Annotated in this window: 11 protein-coding genes, 12 tRNA genes and 3 rRNA genes; all 26 read right to left on the bottom strand. The window is 40.1% G+C overall.

The features are described from left to right. Nucleotides 1-542: 542 nt before the first annotated feature. The 26 genes from acear_RS03965 to acear_RS03845 all read right to left on the bottom strand — a co-directional run bounded on the left by acear_RS03965 (nucleotide 543) and on the right by acear_RS03845 (nucleotide 15073). Entirely contained in the window at nucleotides 543-1139 is a 597-nt protein-coding gene (locus tag acear_RS03965) for a LysO family transporter (protein ID WP_013277721.1), read from the bottom strand. Nucleotides 1140-1141: 2 nt separating this feature from the next. After that, complete coding sequence (locus acear_RS12780) at nucleotides 1142-1429, bottom strand: LysO family transporter (RefSeq protein ID WP_013277720.1); 288 nt, start codon at nucleotides 1427-1429, stop codon at nucleotides 1142-1144. Nucleotides 1430-1454: 25 nt separating this feature from the next. Then, the gene (locus acear_RS03955; protein ID WP_013277719.1) at nucleotides 1455-2417 is read right to left on the bottom strand and encodes an SIR2 family protein; all 963 of its coding nucleotides are present in this window, start codon (nucleotides 2415-2417) and stop codon (nucleotides 1455-1457) included. A 287-nt stretch (nucleotides 2418-2704) separates the two neighbouring features. Then, nucleotides 2705-3460: a tetratricopeptide repeat protein gene (locus acear_RS03950; protein ID WP_013277718.1), complete on the bottom strand. Its 756-nt coding sequence runs from the start codon at nucleotides 3458-3460 to the stop codon at nucleotides 2705-2707. A 167-nt stretch (nucleotides 3461-3627) separates the two neighbouring features. Continuing rightward, nucleotides 3628-3704: transfer RNA gene (locus acear_RS03945), tRNA-His, on the bottom strand. Between the two features lie 13 nt (nucleotides 3705-3717). Beyond that, nucleotides 3718-3794 (bottom strand) — tRNA-Arg (locus acear_RS03940). 8 nt (nucleotides 3795-3802) lie between these two features. After that, nucleotides 3803-3879 (bottom strand) — tRNA-Gly (locus acear_RS03935). Nucleotides 3880-3889: 10 nt separating this feature from the next. Continuing rightward, nucleotides 3890-3975: transfer RNA gene (locus acear_RS03930), tRNA-Leu, on the bottom strand. A 16-nt stretch (nucleotides 3976-3991) separates the two neighbouring features. Further along, nucleotides 3992-4067 (bottom strand) — tRNA-Phe (locus acear_RS03925). 57 nt (nucleotides 4068-4124) lie between these two features. Beyond that, nucleotides 4125-4201 (bottom strand) — tRNA-Met (locus acear_RS03920). Between the two features lie 17 nt (nucleotides 4202-4218). After that, a tRNA-Lys gene (locus acear_RS03915) sits at nucleotides 4219-4294 on the bottom strand. Nucleotides 4295-4302: 8 nt separating this feature from the next. Further along, a tRNA-Thr gene (locus tag acear_RS03910) sits at nucleotides 4303-4378 on the bottom strand. A 3-nt stretch (nucleotides 4379-4381) separates the two neighbouring features. Further along, nucleotides 4382-4459 (bottom strand) — tRNA-Asp (locus acear_RS03905). 5 nt (nucleotides 4460-4464) lie between these two features. Then, nucleotides 4465-4540 (bottom strand) — tRNA-Val (locus tag acear_RS03900). 117 nt (nucleotides 4541-4657) lie between these two features. Beyond that, nucleotides 4658-4733, bottom strand: a tRNA-Glu gene (locus acear_RS03895). A gap of 9 nt (nucleotides 4734-4742) precedes the next feature. Continuing rightward, nucleotides 4743-4816: transfer RNA gene (locus acear_RS03890), tRNA-Gln, on the bottom strand. Nucleotides 4817-4844: 28 nt separating this feature from the next. After that, nucleotides 4845-4961 (bottom strand): 5S ribosomal RNA (gene rrf, locus acear_RS03885). Between the two features lie 109 nt (nucleotides 4962-5070). Next, nucleotides 5071-8024, bottom strand: a 23S ribosomal RNA gene (locus tag acear_RS03880). A 111-nt stretch (nucleotides 8025-8135) separates the two neighbouring features. Beyond that, a 16S ribosomal RNA gene (locus acear_RS03875) occupies nucleotides 8136-9672 on the bottom strand. The 16S, 23S and 5S rRNA genes sit together here with 12 tRNA genes alongside, the layout of an rRNA operon. A gap of 398 nt (nucleotides 9673-10070) precedes the next feature. Next, a complete protein-coding gene (locus acear_RS12675) occupies nucleotides 10071-10181 on the bottom strand; it encodes a tRNA methyltransferase (RefSeq protein ID WP_013277717.1) in 111 nt (36 codons plus the stop codon). 23 nt (nucleotides 10182-10204) lie between these two features. Next, on the bottom strand, nucleotides 10205-10609 hold the full coding sequence (gene nifU, locus acear_RS03870) for a Fe-S cluster assembly scaffold protein NifU (protein ID WP_013277716.1): 405 nt from the start codon (nucleotides 10607-10609) through the stop codon (nucleotides 10205-10207). Between the two features lie 45 nt (nucleotides 10610-10654). Continuing rightward, on the bottom strand, nucleotides 10655-11827 hold the full coding sequence (gene nifS, locus acear_RS03865; protein WP_013277715.1) for a cysteine desulfurase NifS: 1173 nt from the start codon (nucleotides 11825-11827) through the stop codon (nucleotides 10655-10657). Between the two features lie 24 nt (nucleotides 11828-11851). Further along, entirely contained in the window at nucleotides 11852-12313 is a 462-nt protein-coding gene (locus acear_RS03860) for an RrF2 family transcriptional regulator (RefSeq protein ID WP_013277714.1), read from the bottom strand. Nucleotides 12314-12474: 161 nt separating this feature from the next. Next, nucleotides 12475-13089, bottom strand: a complete 615-nt coding sequence (locus acear_RS03855) for a YczE/YyaS/YitT family protein (protein WP_013277713.1) — start codon at nucleotides 13087-13089, stop codon at nucleotides 12475-12477. A 14-nt stretch (nucleotides 13090-13103) separates the two neighbouring features. Then, nucleotides 13104-13730, bottom strand: coding sequence for an IMPACT family protein (locus acear_RS03850; RefSeq protein WP_013277712.1), 627 nt, complete (start codon nucleotides 13728-13730; stop codon nucleotides 13104-13106). A 23-nt stretch (nucleotides 13731-13753) separates the two neighbouring features. Next, the gene (locus acear_RS03845; RefSeq protein WP_013277711.1) at nucleotides 13754-15073 is read right to left on the bottom strand and encodes an AAA family ATPase; all 1320 of its coding nucleotides are present in this window, start codon (nucleotides 15071-15073) and stop codon (nucleotides 13754-13756) included. Nucleotides 15074-15358 lie beyond the last annotated feature (285 nt).

Below are 15358 nucleotides of genomic sequence, written 5' to 3'. Positions count from 1 at the left end.
GAATAATTTCTTTTTGTTCTTAGTCCTTTAGATTTGCTCAATACTACCATATTTAGCTCTAAAGGTTACTCCCATAGCCAGTCATTGGTTTGTATGCTGGCTATGGCGGAAAGTTCTTTTTTGAGAGTGAGTGAGACAGGACGTCGAGCGAATGGCAAGCGTAAGAGATTTGTTGACTATAATCTGCAATATCTCAAACGAACGGTAAACGTTTGCAAGATATCAACTCTAAACTGCAACAATATATCAATAATATGTCATCAATATCTAACATAAAAATTTAATTAGAAAGCTATATGTTATTATCTTATCCTAAATATAAAAAGTTATTAACATCCTGCACTATTTCATTTATCATACATATGATAATTAATAAATGGAAGTAAAATAAGGAGGGGAGAAAGATGAAGATTGACTTCTTCTTTGCTTGGTCTAAAAATGAAGAAGATGACTTAAAGTCATGGGGCGGAGGATTTAAATTACCGAGTTTTCTTAAATGGATTAAAGGAATATTAAAAAGGTAAGTTTATTAAGATTAAGATTTATAATTTAATTAATAATGGAACTAAAACTGGTACTAAAAAAGATAATACTGCACCACTAATAAAAGCAATGATCCCTAATTTAGAGGTAGAACTCTTGACAATTAAAGGTAAAGTAGTATCCATAGTAGTTGCTCCTCCAGGAGCAATTAAAGTCAAACTAGTTTTCCTTTTAGCTAATATAGGTATTAAAATAACTGCTAATAATTCCCGAAATACATTAGTCAAAAAAGCTAAACTACCTATTTGCACATCATAAATCTCCGTTATCAATACTCCGGACAAACTATACCAGCCAAATCCAGCTCCTATAGCACTTGATTCATTTAGTGGTAATGCCAGTAGCCAACCGCTTAAAATAGCCCCTATTATACTACCAACCCCTATCATTAAAGGAACTAAGATAATTCTCCATCCCATCTTTTTTATTTTAGTAATTACTTCTTTCTTCTGACCAATATCAATTCCAATCCCTAATAATAATAGAGCTAAAAAGTACATAGTTGTTTGATCTAATATACTAGCTATCTGCTGAGGTAAGAAAAATTGTCCAGCTAAAATACCGCCAACCACTGATAAAATGATCAAAATAGTCATCTTTAGTTCTTATCCTCCTTTCCAAAATCAATTATCATACCTTCTATTAACTTAATTAAACTTAAGCTTCCTGCTATACTTCCTACTGCTAAGGCTAAAGCTTGAAAACCTAACTTATCTAAGTTAGATATAATCTTATCATTTAACCCCATTTCTGCTCCCATACTGAATAGCAACAATACTAATCCTATAGTAATTAATTCATCAGTTAAACTGGATAATTTATTCGGCAGAATTTCAAAATAACCGATTAATAGTCCCAATAATAAGGAAAGAATTATTAATGCCATTTTGCTTTCACTCCTATATTCAGAATTATTCATTCCTAAAATCATGCACTTTGAAATATAAAAAATCATCGGCTAATGCTTCTTCTATTCCCAGATTGAAAAAAGTAATTCGTTCTTTATAGCAGCTAAAATGCTCTTCTAAAGTCTGTTCTGCATGAGGGCTGACTAAGTAAATATGTAATTGAGGATTATTTTTCAACCCTTCAAGCACCTGCTGTTTTATTAAAGAATCACCAAAACTATATCCAATACAGATTAAAATTTCTGTCTCTAGTAGGTGTAGACCAAAATAATGTAATAATTTTTGAAACGGCTCACAGCTATTCTTTTTAGGATAGACTAATAAATTGGATAATTCTGTACCTAAAAAATACTCCAATTTACCATCGTAATTAGTAACAGGAATCTTTAATTTCCTCTCATCTTCTGTTTCATACCACATACTTGAACCATGTAGTTTATACAATCGCAGATCAAAACTCTTATCTTCAAGTAAATCAGGCTGCCAGGTTAATCTAAAACCATCAGTATAATTAATTTGGTAAAGTTCACATAATGTTTCGATAAGCAAATCATAATTTAGGGTAAACACCTGTAAACTATCTATATTATAGATGAATCTCCTTAAAGGCAATAGATAATCTATATTACTTTTTTCCACAGTACATTCTTTTCGAATTAATCTCTTTAATTTTTTGATCATAGTCGAAACTAAATCTAAATTATTTATTAATTCATTATCTGTATTGATAAATAAAGATTTAATTGGTTCCTGGTCAAGTTCTTTAAATAAATTCAATATCTTTAGTAACAATTTTAGATTGAAATTATAATCATCTTTAGCAAACCTATCTTCCATTAAACTAATTAAATCTATCTCTCTTTTAGTTAAATTTTCAACATATAATTCATATAGCTGTTCTAAAGGCGGTATACCAGCCGGAACTGATGCTCCTGCTCCTAATAAAAATGAATACTTATTATTCATATTAACACATCCTATTAATAAGAATACCATTAATAGACTGTGTAATAGAAGAAAAATTTATGCCTTTAATATTGAATTAGACAAAAATGCTAATGATTTAATTGAAGAAGGCATGGAGCATATTATTAACAAATATGAAAATCAAAAGAATATTTAATTTCAAGGTATCAAAACTTAAAATTAAAGGCTCATTCAGCCCCTACGACAAGCATAGGGGTTTTCTGAGCCGAATACCTATAAAAACACCTCTAATCATACTGACTGATTAAAGGTGTTTTTATGTTTTATTATTTTAATAGCCGCTTTACTCGTTCTAAATTAACTTCTGCTTTCTGGTAAGTACTATCCACAGCCAAAGCTTCTTCATAGGCTTTTTTTGCCTTCTTTAATTCATCCACATTTTCATAAGCAAACCCTAAATTATTATATAAATAAGGAATCCCCGGGTTTAAAGCAACTGCTTGTTTCAAAACTGAAATAGCCTCTTTATACTGATTAGTCTGGATATACGTATATCCTAAATTATTTAGAACATAATAATTTTCATCATTTAATTCTACTGCTTTTTTAAAACTATCAATCGCTTCTTTAATCTTTTCAGCCTTCCTATAAGCTCTTCCTAAAACATTATAAGCATCATCAATCTTTTGATTAGTTTCAATAGCTTGTTTAGTAATCTCTATTGCCTGGTCTATTTTATCTTGTTTTAAATAAACTCTACCTAGATTAACCATAACTCGATAATGCTCCGGCTTAATTTCATGGGCTTTCTTTAATTGAGTTTCAGCAAATTTATACTTATCTAAACGATAATAAGTCAATCCCAATATATAATGAGGATACATTAAATCAGGATTTTCTGAAATAGCTGCAGCTAATTTCGGAACAGCAGACTGATAATCACCAGCTCTAAAATGCTTTAGTCCCAATTTATAATTACTTACTTCCTTGTTCGAACTTGAAGCCGTCGCCACAAAACCGGTACATAACAAATTAATTACGATTAAACTAATAATTATAAATTTAGACCGCCTGTTAATCATTTTAACCACCACCTGATTATTTATTTTTCTTTCTATTTTACTTATTCTGTCTATTATTATAAATTCCCTGCAAAAATAAAGAATTTATATCCCCCGTAAAATAAAAAAACTCTAACATATGATAGTTATCACATATTAGAGAGTAAATTTCAGATTTAAATTTTAAATGGGGTGAGTGATGGGATTTGAACCCACGACCTCAGGAGCCACAATCCTGCGCTCTAACCATCTGAGCTACACCCACCACAAAAGAAAAGTGGTACGCCTGGGAGGAATCGAACCCCCGACTCATGGATTAGAAGTCCATTGCTCTATCCACCTGAGCTACAGGCGCGAAAAAATTGGAGCGGGAAACCGGACTCGAACCGGCGACACCCAGCTTGGAAGGCTGGTGCTCTAGCCAACTGAGCTATTCCCGCATAATCAAAATGGTGCGAAGGGCGGGAGTCGAACCCGCACGGGATTAACCCACTAGATCCTAAATCTAGCGTGTCTGCCAGTTCCACCACCTTCGCACGAAGATTAAATAGATGGTGGCAAGACCCGGATTCGAACCGGGGACACGAGGATTTTCAATCCACTGCTCTACCAACTGAGCTATCTCGCCACATTTATAAAACATTTTGGTTGCACTTTTCAAGCACTACAATTATAAAAGATTATATGGTTGCGGGGATCGGATTCGAACCGATGGCCTCCGGGTTATGAGCCCGACGAGCTACCAGACTGCTCTACCCCGCGGTATTTATTCTTTTAAATGGTGAGCCATGGAGGGATCGAACCTCCGACACTCGGATTAAAAGTCCGATGCTCTTCCAGCTGAGCTAATGGCCCACTTTACTTGGAGCTGACGACCGGACTTGAACCGGTAACCTGCTGATTACAAGTCAGCTGCTCTGCCAATTGAGCTACGTCAGCACATGGCGGGGATGACGGGATTTGAACCCGCGTCCTCCGGCGTGACAGGCCGGCGTTGTTGACCAGCTCTACTACATCCCCTTAAATGGTGGGCGAAACAGGGCTCGAACCTGTGACCCCCTGCTTGTAAGGCAGGTGCTCTCCCAACTGAGCTATTCGCCCTTAATGGCACCCCCAGCCAGGCTACAAACCAAGCCTTGCTGTGGCATATGCTATTACTACACTTAAGTTCAAGTTACTTACTTACAATATATTCAAGTGCATTTAAATAAGTTTTAGTGGCACCCCCAAGGGGATTCGAACCCCTGCCGCTAGGATGAAAACCTAGTATCCTGGGCCTCTAGACGATGGGGGCATATCTTAATGGCTGGGATGGCAGGATTCGAACCTGCGGTACAGAGACCAAAACCCTGTGCCTTACCGCTTGGCGACATCCCAATATCTTCAATATGCTTTATTAATTAATTTCCGGCAGCGACCTACTCTCCCATAGGGTCACCCCCATAGTACCATCAGCGCTGGAGGACTTAACTGCTGTGTTCGAAATGGGAACAGGTGTAGCCCCTCCGCGATTACCACCGGAAAATTTATTTACTTGTTTATTTTTTACTCACACCTAACAATATATCATCTCTATTGACTCTTGTCAAGTGCTTTCTAGTTGCACTTTCAAAACTGCACAATACCTTCCACAGATCAAATCCTCGATCTATTAGTACCAGTCAGCTTAGAACATTACTGTCCTTACACCTCTGGCCTATCTACCTGATCTTCTTTCAGGGATCTTACTAGATTTACTCTATGGGAAACCTTATCTTGAGGTTGGCTTCGCGCTTAGATGCTTTCAGCGCTTATCTTATCCGTACTTAGCTACCCAGCTCTGCTCTGGGCAGAACAACTGGTTCACCAGAGGTACGTCCATCCCGGTCCTCTCGTACTAGGGATAGATCCTCGCAAGTCTCCTGTGCCCACGACGGATTAGGGACCGAACTGTCTCACGACGTTCTGAACCCAGCTCGCGTACCGCTTTAATGGGCGAACAGCCCAACCCTTGGAACCTGCTCCAGCTCCAGGATGCGACGAGCCGACATCGAGGTGCCAAACCTTTCCGTCGATGTGAACTCTTGGGAAAGATAAGCCTGTTATCCCCGGGGTAACTTTTATCCGTTGAGCGACGGCAATTCCACTCTCTACCGTCGGATCACTAAGCCCTACTTTCGTATCTGCTCGACCTGTATGTCTTGCAGTTAAGCTCCCTTCTGCCTTTACACTCTACGTACGATTTCCAACCGTACTGAGGGAACCTTTGGGCGACTCCGTTACTGTTTGGGAGTCGACCGCCCCAGTCAAACTGCCTGCCTGACACTGTCCCCATAGCGGATAACGCTACAAAGTTAGAATTCCGGAACAATAAGAGTGGTATCCCAGGGATGGCTTAACCGAAACTGGCGCTCCGGTGTCAATGCCTTCCACTTATCCTGTACATATTGTACCAAAACTCAATATCAGGCTGCAGTAAAGCTCCACGGGGTCTTTCCGTCCTGTCGTGGGTAGCCTGCATCTTCACAGACACTTCAATTTCACCGAGTCCCTTGTTGAGACAGCGCCCAAGTCGTTTCGCCATTCGTGCAGGTCGGAACTTACCCGACAAGGAATTTCGCTACCTTAGGACCGTTATAGTTACGGCCGCCGTTTACTGGGGCTTAAGTTCCAAGCTTCATCATCAAAAGATGACTAACTCTTCCCCTTGACCTTCCAGCACCGGGCAGGCGTCAGCCCCTATACTTCGACTTGCGTCTTAGCAGAGACCTGTATTTTTGGTAAATAGTCGCTTGGGCCTGGTTGTTGCAACCTGTCAAAGACAGGTACCCCTTCTCCCGAAGTTACGGGGTCATTTTGCCGAGTTCCTTAACAAGGGTTCTCTCGCGCGCCTTAGAATTCTCATCCTGTCTACCTGTGTCGGTTTGCGGTACGGGCGCCTTTAATCTCGCTAGAAGCTTTTCTTGACAGTCGAGGAATTGTCACTTCCTCTCCGTAGAGAGTCGTCATCACAGCTTAGGATTAACACTAATCCGGATTTACCTAGATTAGCTCCCTGACTGCTTAAACATGGAATATCCATTACCATGCTGACATACCTTCCTGTGTCACTCCTTTACTCAAATGATTAAAGGCGGCATCGGAATCTTGACCGATTAACCATCACCTACGCCTTTCGGCCTCGGCTTAGGTCCCGGCTTACCCTGAGCGGACGAGCCTTCCTCAGGAAACCTTAGACTATCGGCGAATAGGATTCTCACCTATTTTATCGTTACTCATACCGGCATTCTCTCTTCTATTCAGTCCACTGCTCCTTTCGGTACAGCTTCGGTCCAAATAGAATGCTCTCCTACCATTGGTAAAACCAATCCGCAGTTTCGGTGATAGACTTAAGCCCCGAACATTTTTGGCGCAAAGTCACTCGACCAGTGAGCTGTTACGCACTCTTTAAATGAATGGCTGGTTCTAAGCCAACATCCTGGTTGTCTATGCAACTCCACTTCCTTTACCACTTAGTCTATACTTTGGGACCTTAACTGGCGATCTGGGTTGTTTCCCTCTCGACTACGCAGCTTATCCCCCGTAGTCTGACTCCTAAGCTTACTGTAATGGCGTTCGGAGTTTGACTGGATTCGGTAACTTGATTAAGCCCCTAGTCCAATCAGTGCTCTACCGCCAAGACAGATACTTAAGGCTAGCCCTAAAGCTATTTCGGAGAGAACCAGCTATTTCCGAGTTCGATTGGCCTTTCACCCCTATCCTCAGCTCATCCTATGGCTTTTCAACGCCAATAGGTTCGGTCTTCCACACGATCTTACCCGTGCTTCAGCCTGACCAAGGATAGATCACTCGGTTTCGGGTCTACAGACTGCGACTTGCGCCTTTTAAGACTCGCTTTCGCTGTGGCTTCGCTTTTAAAGCTTAACCTGGGCCACAATCTGTAACTCGCCGGTTCGTTATGCAAAAAGCACGCCATCAGACTTTAAATAGTCCTCTGACCGCTTGTAAGCATACGGTTTCAAATTCTATTTCACTCCCCTCCCGGGGTTCTTTTCATCTTTCCCTCACGGTACTGGTTCACTATCGGTTGCCGGGTAGTATTTAGCCTTAGGAGATGGTCCTCCTTACTTCCCACGAGGTTCCACGTGACTCATGGTACTCAGGAAGTTATCAAGTCTATCCTTTCTTTCGTCTACAGGACTATCACCTTCTATGGTTCATCTTTCCAGATGATTCGACTAGAAAAGAATCAACTTGTGTAGTGTTACAGCACTACCTGATAACTCCTACGACGCTATAACAGCAACGCCTGTAAGCTTACACTGTTATAGTTTGGGCTCTTCCCTTTTCGCTCGCCGCTACTAGGGGAATCACTGTTGTTTTCTGTTCCTTAGGTTACTGAGATGTTTCAGTTCACCTGGTATGTCCTCTAAACCCTATGAATTGAGGCTTAGATGCTTGGATATTACTCCAAAGCAGGTACTCCCATTAGGAAATCTTCGGATCAACACTTGTGTGCAGCTAACCGAAGCTTTTCGCAGCTTACCACGTCCCTCATCGACTTCCGGCACCTAGATATCCACCGTATGCCCTTAGTAATTTGATCTGTTGATGCAGGTATTGTGCAGTTTTCAAAGTACAAGTTTGAGAGAATTGATCTCTCAAAACTGAACATTGTCCGTTAAACGCAATAGAATGGTTTAAAAGTACTCCTTAGAAAGGAGGTGATCCAGCCGCACCTTCCGATACGGCTACCTTGTTGCGACTTCACCCCCCTTATCGGACACACCTTCGGCGCCCGTAGACGACTTCTGGTGCATCCAACTCGGGTGGTGTGACGGGCGGTGTGTACAAGGCCTGGGAACGGATTCACCGCGGCATTCTGATCCGCGATTACTAGCGACTCCAGCTTCATGCAGGCGAGTTGCAGCCAGCAATCCGAACTGGGACCTGTTTTGAGGATTGGCTAAACCTTGCGGTATAGCAGCCCTCTGTACAGGCCATTGTAGCACGTGTGTAGCCCAGAGCATAAGGGGCATGATGACTTGACGTCATCCCCACCTTCCTCCAGTTTTTGACTGGCAGTCTCCCTAGAGTCCCCAACTTAATGCTGGCAACTAAGGATAGGGGTTACGCTCGTTGCGGGACTTAACCCAACATCTCACGACACGAGCTGACGACAGCCATGCACCACCTGTCACCGTGTGATCCAAAGGACCAAATTCTGCTGTTGACAGATAGTCACGGGATGTCAAGCCCTGGTAAGGTTCTGCGCGTTGCTTCGAATTAAACCACATGCTCCGCCGCTTGTGCAGGCCCCCGTCAATTCCTTTGAGTTTCAACCTTGCGGTCGTAATCCCCAGGCGGGATACTTAACGCGTTAACTGCAGCACTGAGGGAGTTGAACCCCCAACACCTAGTATCCAGCGTTTACAGCCAGGACTACCGGGGTATCTAATCCCGTTCGCTCCCCTAGCTTTCGTGCCTCAGCGTCAGGGTCAAGCCAGAGAGCCGCTTTCGCCACTGGTGTTCTTCCTAATATCTACGCATTTCACCGCTACACTAGGAATTCCGCTCTCTTCTCTTGCCCTCAAGTCTGACAGTTTCAAGCGCAGTGTATCAGTTAAGCCGATACATTTCACACTTGACTTGCCAGACCGCCTGCGCACCCTTTACGCCCAATGATTCCGGACAACGCTTGCTCCCTACGTATTACCGCGGCTGCTGGCACGTAGTTAGCCGGAGCTTTCTTCTCAGGTACCGTCAAGCCTAGCAGTTATTCACTACTAAGATGTTCTTCCCTGAGGACAGAGCTTTACGACCCGAAGGCCTTCATCACTCACGCGGCGTCGCTTCGTCAAGCTTGCGCTCATTGCGAAAGATTCCCCACTGCAGCCTCCCGTAGGAGTCTGGGCCGTGTCTCAGTCCCAGTGTGGCCGATCACCCTCTCAGGTCGGCTACCCATCGCAGCCTTGGTGAGCTGTTATCTCACCAACAAGCTAATGGGACGCGAGCACATCTAAAAGCGGAGGCAAAAAGCCGCCTTTGATGCAGCCTGGTTATCCAGGCAGCATAATATCCGAAATTAGCTTCCCTTTCGAGAAGTTATATCAGACTTAAAGGTAGATTACTCACGCGTTACTCACCCGTCCGCCGCTTTACTAACTGCTCAAAGAGCAGCTTTCTCGCGCGACTTGCATGTGTTAGGCACGCCGCCAGCGTTCGTCCTGAGCCAGGATCAAACTCTCCGATAAAAGAATATATTTAAATCTGCAGAGCAGATCTAAAAGTTGAGTTTAATATGGCTCAAATAAGAATAAAGGATTACTACCATTCTCAATTGACGTTGGCATGGACAATGTTCAGTTTTCAAAGATCAGTAGTCGCGAATAAGCGACATCAAGTATTTTAACATTTTTCTTGTAGCTTGTCAAGAACAAATTCAAGAATCTCAAGAAGATTCAGTTCTTTTCAAGCGACAATTAATATATTAACACAAATCCAGTCACTTGTCAAGAAGAAATCTCAAATTATTTGATTTTGCAGCAGAAAAGCCTGCTTTCTTACAAGCGACATTAAACATTCTAACATCAAAACTTAACTTTGTCAAGAAAAAAATGAATTAATTTGTCAGCCCCTGTGAGGCGACACTTTATAATTTATCATCTATCAGCTCTTTTGTCAAGGAAAAGTTGAGTAAAGCAGCAGTAAGGGAGCTATCTACTCCCCCACTCATGGCTACCATTACCTTTTTATCTGTCATTAGTTTTGCTCTCCTTCTTATATTTAATGGCTTATATCCTCACAATGAGTACAGACATCATCATCTTCAATACCTTTATAATTATTAATTGCATTCTGTAATGCATCAGCTGCTAAATTAGAACAGTGCATCTTCTCTGGTGGAAGACCGTCCAATGCCTCTGCTACCTCTGAATTAGTCAACTCTTCTGCTTCGTCAAGTGTTTTTCCTTTCACCATCTCAGTAGTAATACTGCTAGTAGCAATAGCTGCTCCACAGCCAAAAGTCTTAAACTTTATATCTGTAATTACATCATCTTCTACTGTAATATACATCTTCATAATATCTCCACAGGTTGGATTTCCTACTTCTCCTACTCCATCTGCATCTTCAATCTCACCCACATTTCGTGGATTCTGAAAATGATCCATCACTTTATCAGAATACATATTTACCCACTCCCTTTTATATCTAAAAATTAACTTTCATCTTATTTATTTAGCCTTATTATAAATTGGAGACATTGCACGTAACTTATCAACTACTTTAGATAATCTTTCCAATGCATAATCAATCTCTTCTTCAGTTGTATACTTTCCTAAAGTTAAACGCAGTGAACCATGAGCAATCTCATGGGGAATGTCCATAGCCAATAATACATGAGAAGGATCTAACGATCCAGAAGTACAGGCAGAACCGCTAGAAGCTGCAATCCCTTCTAAGTCCAAATTAAGCAATAAAGACTCTCCTTCAATATAACGGATGCTAACATTAACATTATTCGGCAATCGCTTAGTTGGATGACCATTTAAAATAACTTCATCTATATTCTCTTTAATACCATTGATTAATCTATCTCTTAATTCAGTAATCTTTTTCTGCTTTTCTTCCAAATTTTCAGCTGCTAATTCAGCCGCCTTACCTAAACCAACAATCCCTGGCACATTCTCTGTACTAGCACGTAGACCCCTTTCCTGGGCTCCACCATGCATAAAAGGAATAATTTCAGTTCCTTTACGGATATAACAGGCTCCAATACCTTTGGGTCCATTAAACTTATGGGCCGACAAAGAAAGAAGATCAACTTGTAATTCATTAACATCTACTGGAATGGAACCTACAGCCTGGACAGCATCAGTGTGAAAATAAATATCTTTGTCCTTTAGTATCTCTCCTATTTCAGCAATTGGCTGAATTGTCCCTACTTCATTATTAGCCAACATAATAGTAACCAAAATCGTTTCATCAGTAATAGCCTCAGCTACATCTGCTGGATCAACTAATCCATCTTCATCAACCGGCAGATAAGTTACATCAAAATCATGGTACTCTTCTAAGTATTCACAGGGATGTAAAACAGCATGATGTTCAATACTAGAAGTAATAATATGTTGCCCCTTATCTCTATTCTCCATTGCTATTCCTTTAATAGATAGATTATCTGCCTCAGTACCACCGCTAGTAAAGATAACTTCCTCTGGATCATCTGCTCCAATTAATTCTGCTACTTCTTCACGAACAGCCTCAACTTTTTCTCTTACCTCTCTACCAAAAGAATGAACACTGGATGCATTACCAAATTTTTCAGCCAAGTAAGGCTCGATAGCTTCTTTAACTTCTGGTGCTACTGGAGTAGTAGCAGCATTATCTAAATAAACTTTTTCCATTTTCAAATTACCTCCTCAATCCCTTTAAATATGGTATGAATAACCGTGATGTTCTCCCTCTTGTTTAGCATTAATAGCTTCCTGACGTAAATCTTCAAGAGTAATGGAGTTTAAGACTTCATTAATACTATTCCGTAATTTCTTCCAGATTAAACGAGTAATACAGCTTTCTATATTTTCACAACTGCTTTCTGATTCCTTAGCTACACACTCAGACGGTGCAATAGGACCTTCTAATTCTTGAATAATATCTTTAACAGTAATTTCAGCTGGCTTTCTAGCCAGTAGATATCCCCCATATGCTCCACGCACACTATTTACAAGGCCTGCCTTCCGTAAAGTAGCTATTAACTGTTCTAGATAATGTTCAGAAATATTCTGGCGTTCTGCTATACTATTCAATGGAGTAGCCCCTTGATCATCATAATGAAGAGCTAAATCTACCATTGCTCTAACTCCATACCGCCCCTTTGTAGATAGCTTCATCTAATCCCCTTTCTATAATCCCGACCATTATGGTTGGTTTTATCTAGATTCATATTAACACAAGAAATACCATTTGTCAATCATTTAAATTAAAATTATAAAAAGTTAATGCTTATCTAAGCACTAACTTTAGAGCCATTTCTATATTCAAGTTCTCATTCTCAATATTCTGTCCCTACTGATGAAAAATTATCAAACCTATCCATTAAATCCAATGAAAACTTTACTACTGGACCTACCCCTAATGCAAAGCAGAAAGTACCAATGCCTACCGGTCCTCCTAAACAGTAACCAATAAGTAAGACTAATACTTCCATCCCATTTCTAATTAATCCAATATTAAATCTTAATTTATAATCCAAAGCCATCATTAAACTATCCCGTGGTCCTGTTCCACAGTGAGCAGAAATATACATTCCAACGCCGATACCAAAAATAATAATTCCAAAGAATAGATATAAATACTGAAAAATCTGACCAACAGGAGGTTTAGGAATCACTAACATTACTCCATCAATCATAAAACCTACTACTAACATATTTAATACTGTACCTATTTTAGGCTTTATACCGCCTAATAAATAACTAAACAGAATAATTACTCCACCTGTTAACTGTCCTGCTCTACCTATTGTTAACTCAAATTGCTTTGTTAAGCCAATATGGAATACATCCCAAGGAGCCACGCCAAGGTCTGCTTTAATGATCAATACTATCCCAATACTAACTATAGATAGTCCTAATATAAATCTACTCCATTTTTTAAGCTCTTCCATCTTTAACCCTCACTTTACCTAAATTCTTCCTCTAACTGCCGAAATTCAGCCTGGCCTCCAGTAATTTCAGTAATTCTCTCTTTAAATTCTTCCAAATAACTTGGCTTCATAACTGCTATAACCTCTACTCCATCATTAGTATATTTAGTATCTTTGATTTTACCATGGTGGCCTTCTAAATCATTAATCACCTTTCCCATTGAATCATAAGGAACCCCAATACCTATAGTTAAATGGCGTTCCTTCTCTATTACTCCAGCTTCTTTAATTACTTCCCGTCCACATTTACCATAAGCCCTGATTAAACCACCGATACCATGTTTTCCGCCAAAATAACGTGTAACTACAATAACTACATTAGTTATTTCAGCACCATTAATTGCCTGCAAAAGAGGGGGACCTGCTGAACCAGCCGGTTCTCCAGCATCACTAGCTTTCTCTATACTATTACTTCCTAAACCTATTTTGAAAGCATAGACATCATTATGTTTAACATCAGGAAACTCCTCTGCAACCCGAGCTATAAAGTCTTCGGCACCCTTTACTGTCTGCACATTAGCTGCAGAAACAACAAATGTACACTTATCAATCTTTAATTGTACCCGATAATTCTCTGCTATCGTTTTATATTTATCCTGCATTTTGACCACCTCTAAACCCTAATTTAATCTTTCTTTAACTCATCTAAAAATTTCTTAATTTTCTTTTCATAGCCCTGATTTTCAGGTTTATAAAATCTTTTCTTGGCTAACTCATCTGGAAGATACTGTTGTTTTACATAATTTTGCGGATAATTATAGGGATACTTATAGCCTATACCGCGGTCTAGTTTTTCAGCCTCTTGATAATGAGTATCCTTGAGATGATTAGGAATACCAGAAACTGTTTCACTTCGCACTGCTTTTAGAGCTTGGTCAATCCCCTTGATAGCAGAATTACTTTTAGGTGCAGTAGCAATATAAACTGCTGCCTGAGCCAACGGAATTCTAGCTTCTGGTAATCCTATATACTCTACTGCTCGGGCTGTTGAAGTAGCCACTGTCAATGCTTGGGGATCAGCATTACCCACATCTTCAGCTGCATGAACAAGAATTCGGCGGGCAATAAATTTAGGATCCTCACCTGCTTCTATCATACGGGCTAACCAATACAGTGTTGCATCCGGGTCCGACCCCCGCATACTCTTAATAAAGGCAGAAACTGTATCATAATGATTATCACCTGTCTTATCATAATCCAAGCTACGCTGTTGAATCGACTCCTCTGCTACTTTGAGGGTTATCTCCTTAATCCCTGTTCCATTCTCAGGAGTAGTCAAAACAGCCAGTTCTAAAGCATTTAAAGCTATCCTAGCATCTCCATTAGCCATTTCTGCAATATGCTCTAAGGCCTCCTGAGTTACATCAACTTTATAGTCGCCTAAACCTTGTTCAGTATCATCTAGAGCCTTTAATAATATCTGTTTTAGGTTATCTTTAGTAAGCGGCTTTAATTCAAATACCCTGGATCTTGAAACTAAAGGTGAATTAACTTCAAAATAAGGATTTTCAGTAGTAGCACCAATTAAAATAATTATTCCTTTTTCGACTGCTGGCAGCAAGGCATCCTGCTGAGACTTATTAAATCTATGTATTTCATCTATAAACAGAATAGTCTTTGTCTGATACATTCTTCTTCTTTCTTTGGCCTGCTTAATTATTTCCCTAATATCCTTTATTCCAGAAGTAACAGCATTTAATCTTTCAAATTCTGAACTGGTTGTATTAGCAATTATCATAGCCAAAGTTGTTTTACCGGTTCCCGGTGGACCATAAAGAATTAAAGACTGGATCCGATCAGCTTTGATAGCCCGCCGTAATAATCGATCAGGACCGACAATTTCTTCCTGACCAAAGAAATCATCCAAAGTAGTCGGCCGCATTCTATCAGCCAAAGGAGCTGAAGCATCAAGTTCTTCTTGACTGCTGTGAGTAAAAAGGTCCATTCTTAATTAGCTCCCTTCTAAACATAATTATCATCTATATAGTATCATATTCGTCAGAATAATTACAGATGAATTCAAAAAGAAGAATTATAAGCGTCAACTTAAGCTAAATTTTGGTGAAATGCATCATTGTTGATATAATGTTGCACTTTCAAAATATTGCAGTGATAGTCAATATGGTTATCATCAATTAGAGTTGCTATAGACGCATATTGACCATTTGCAGTATGATATTGCCATGGTATTACATTTCAATCACAGCCTGGGCTGTTTCGGAGAAAAAAG

Source organism: Acetohalobium arabaticum DSM 5501, from assembly GCF_000144695.1.
GTDB lineage: Bacteria > Bacillota > Halanaerobiia > Halobacteroidales > Acetohalobiaceae > Acetohalobium > Acetohalobium arabaticum.
Note: the sequence above shows the minus strand (reverse complement) of the source record. Positions and strands in the feature narration are given on the sequence as shown.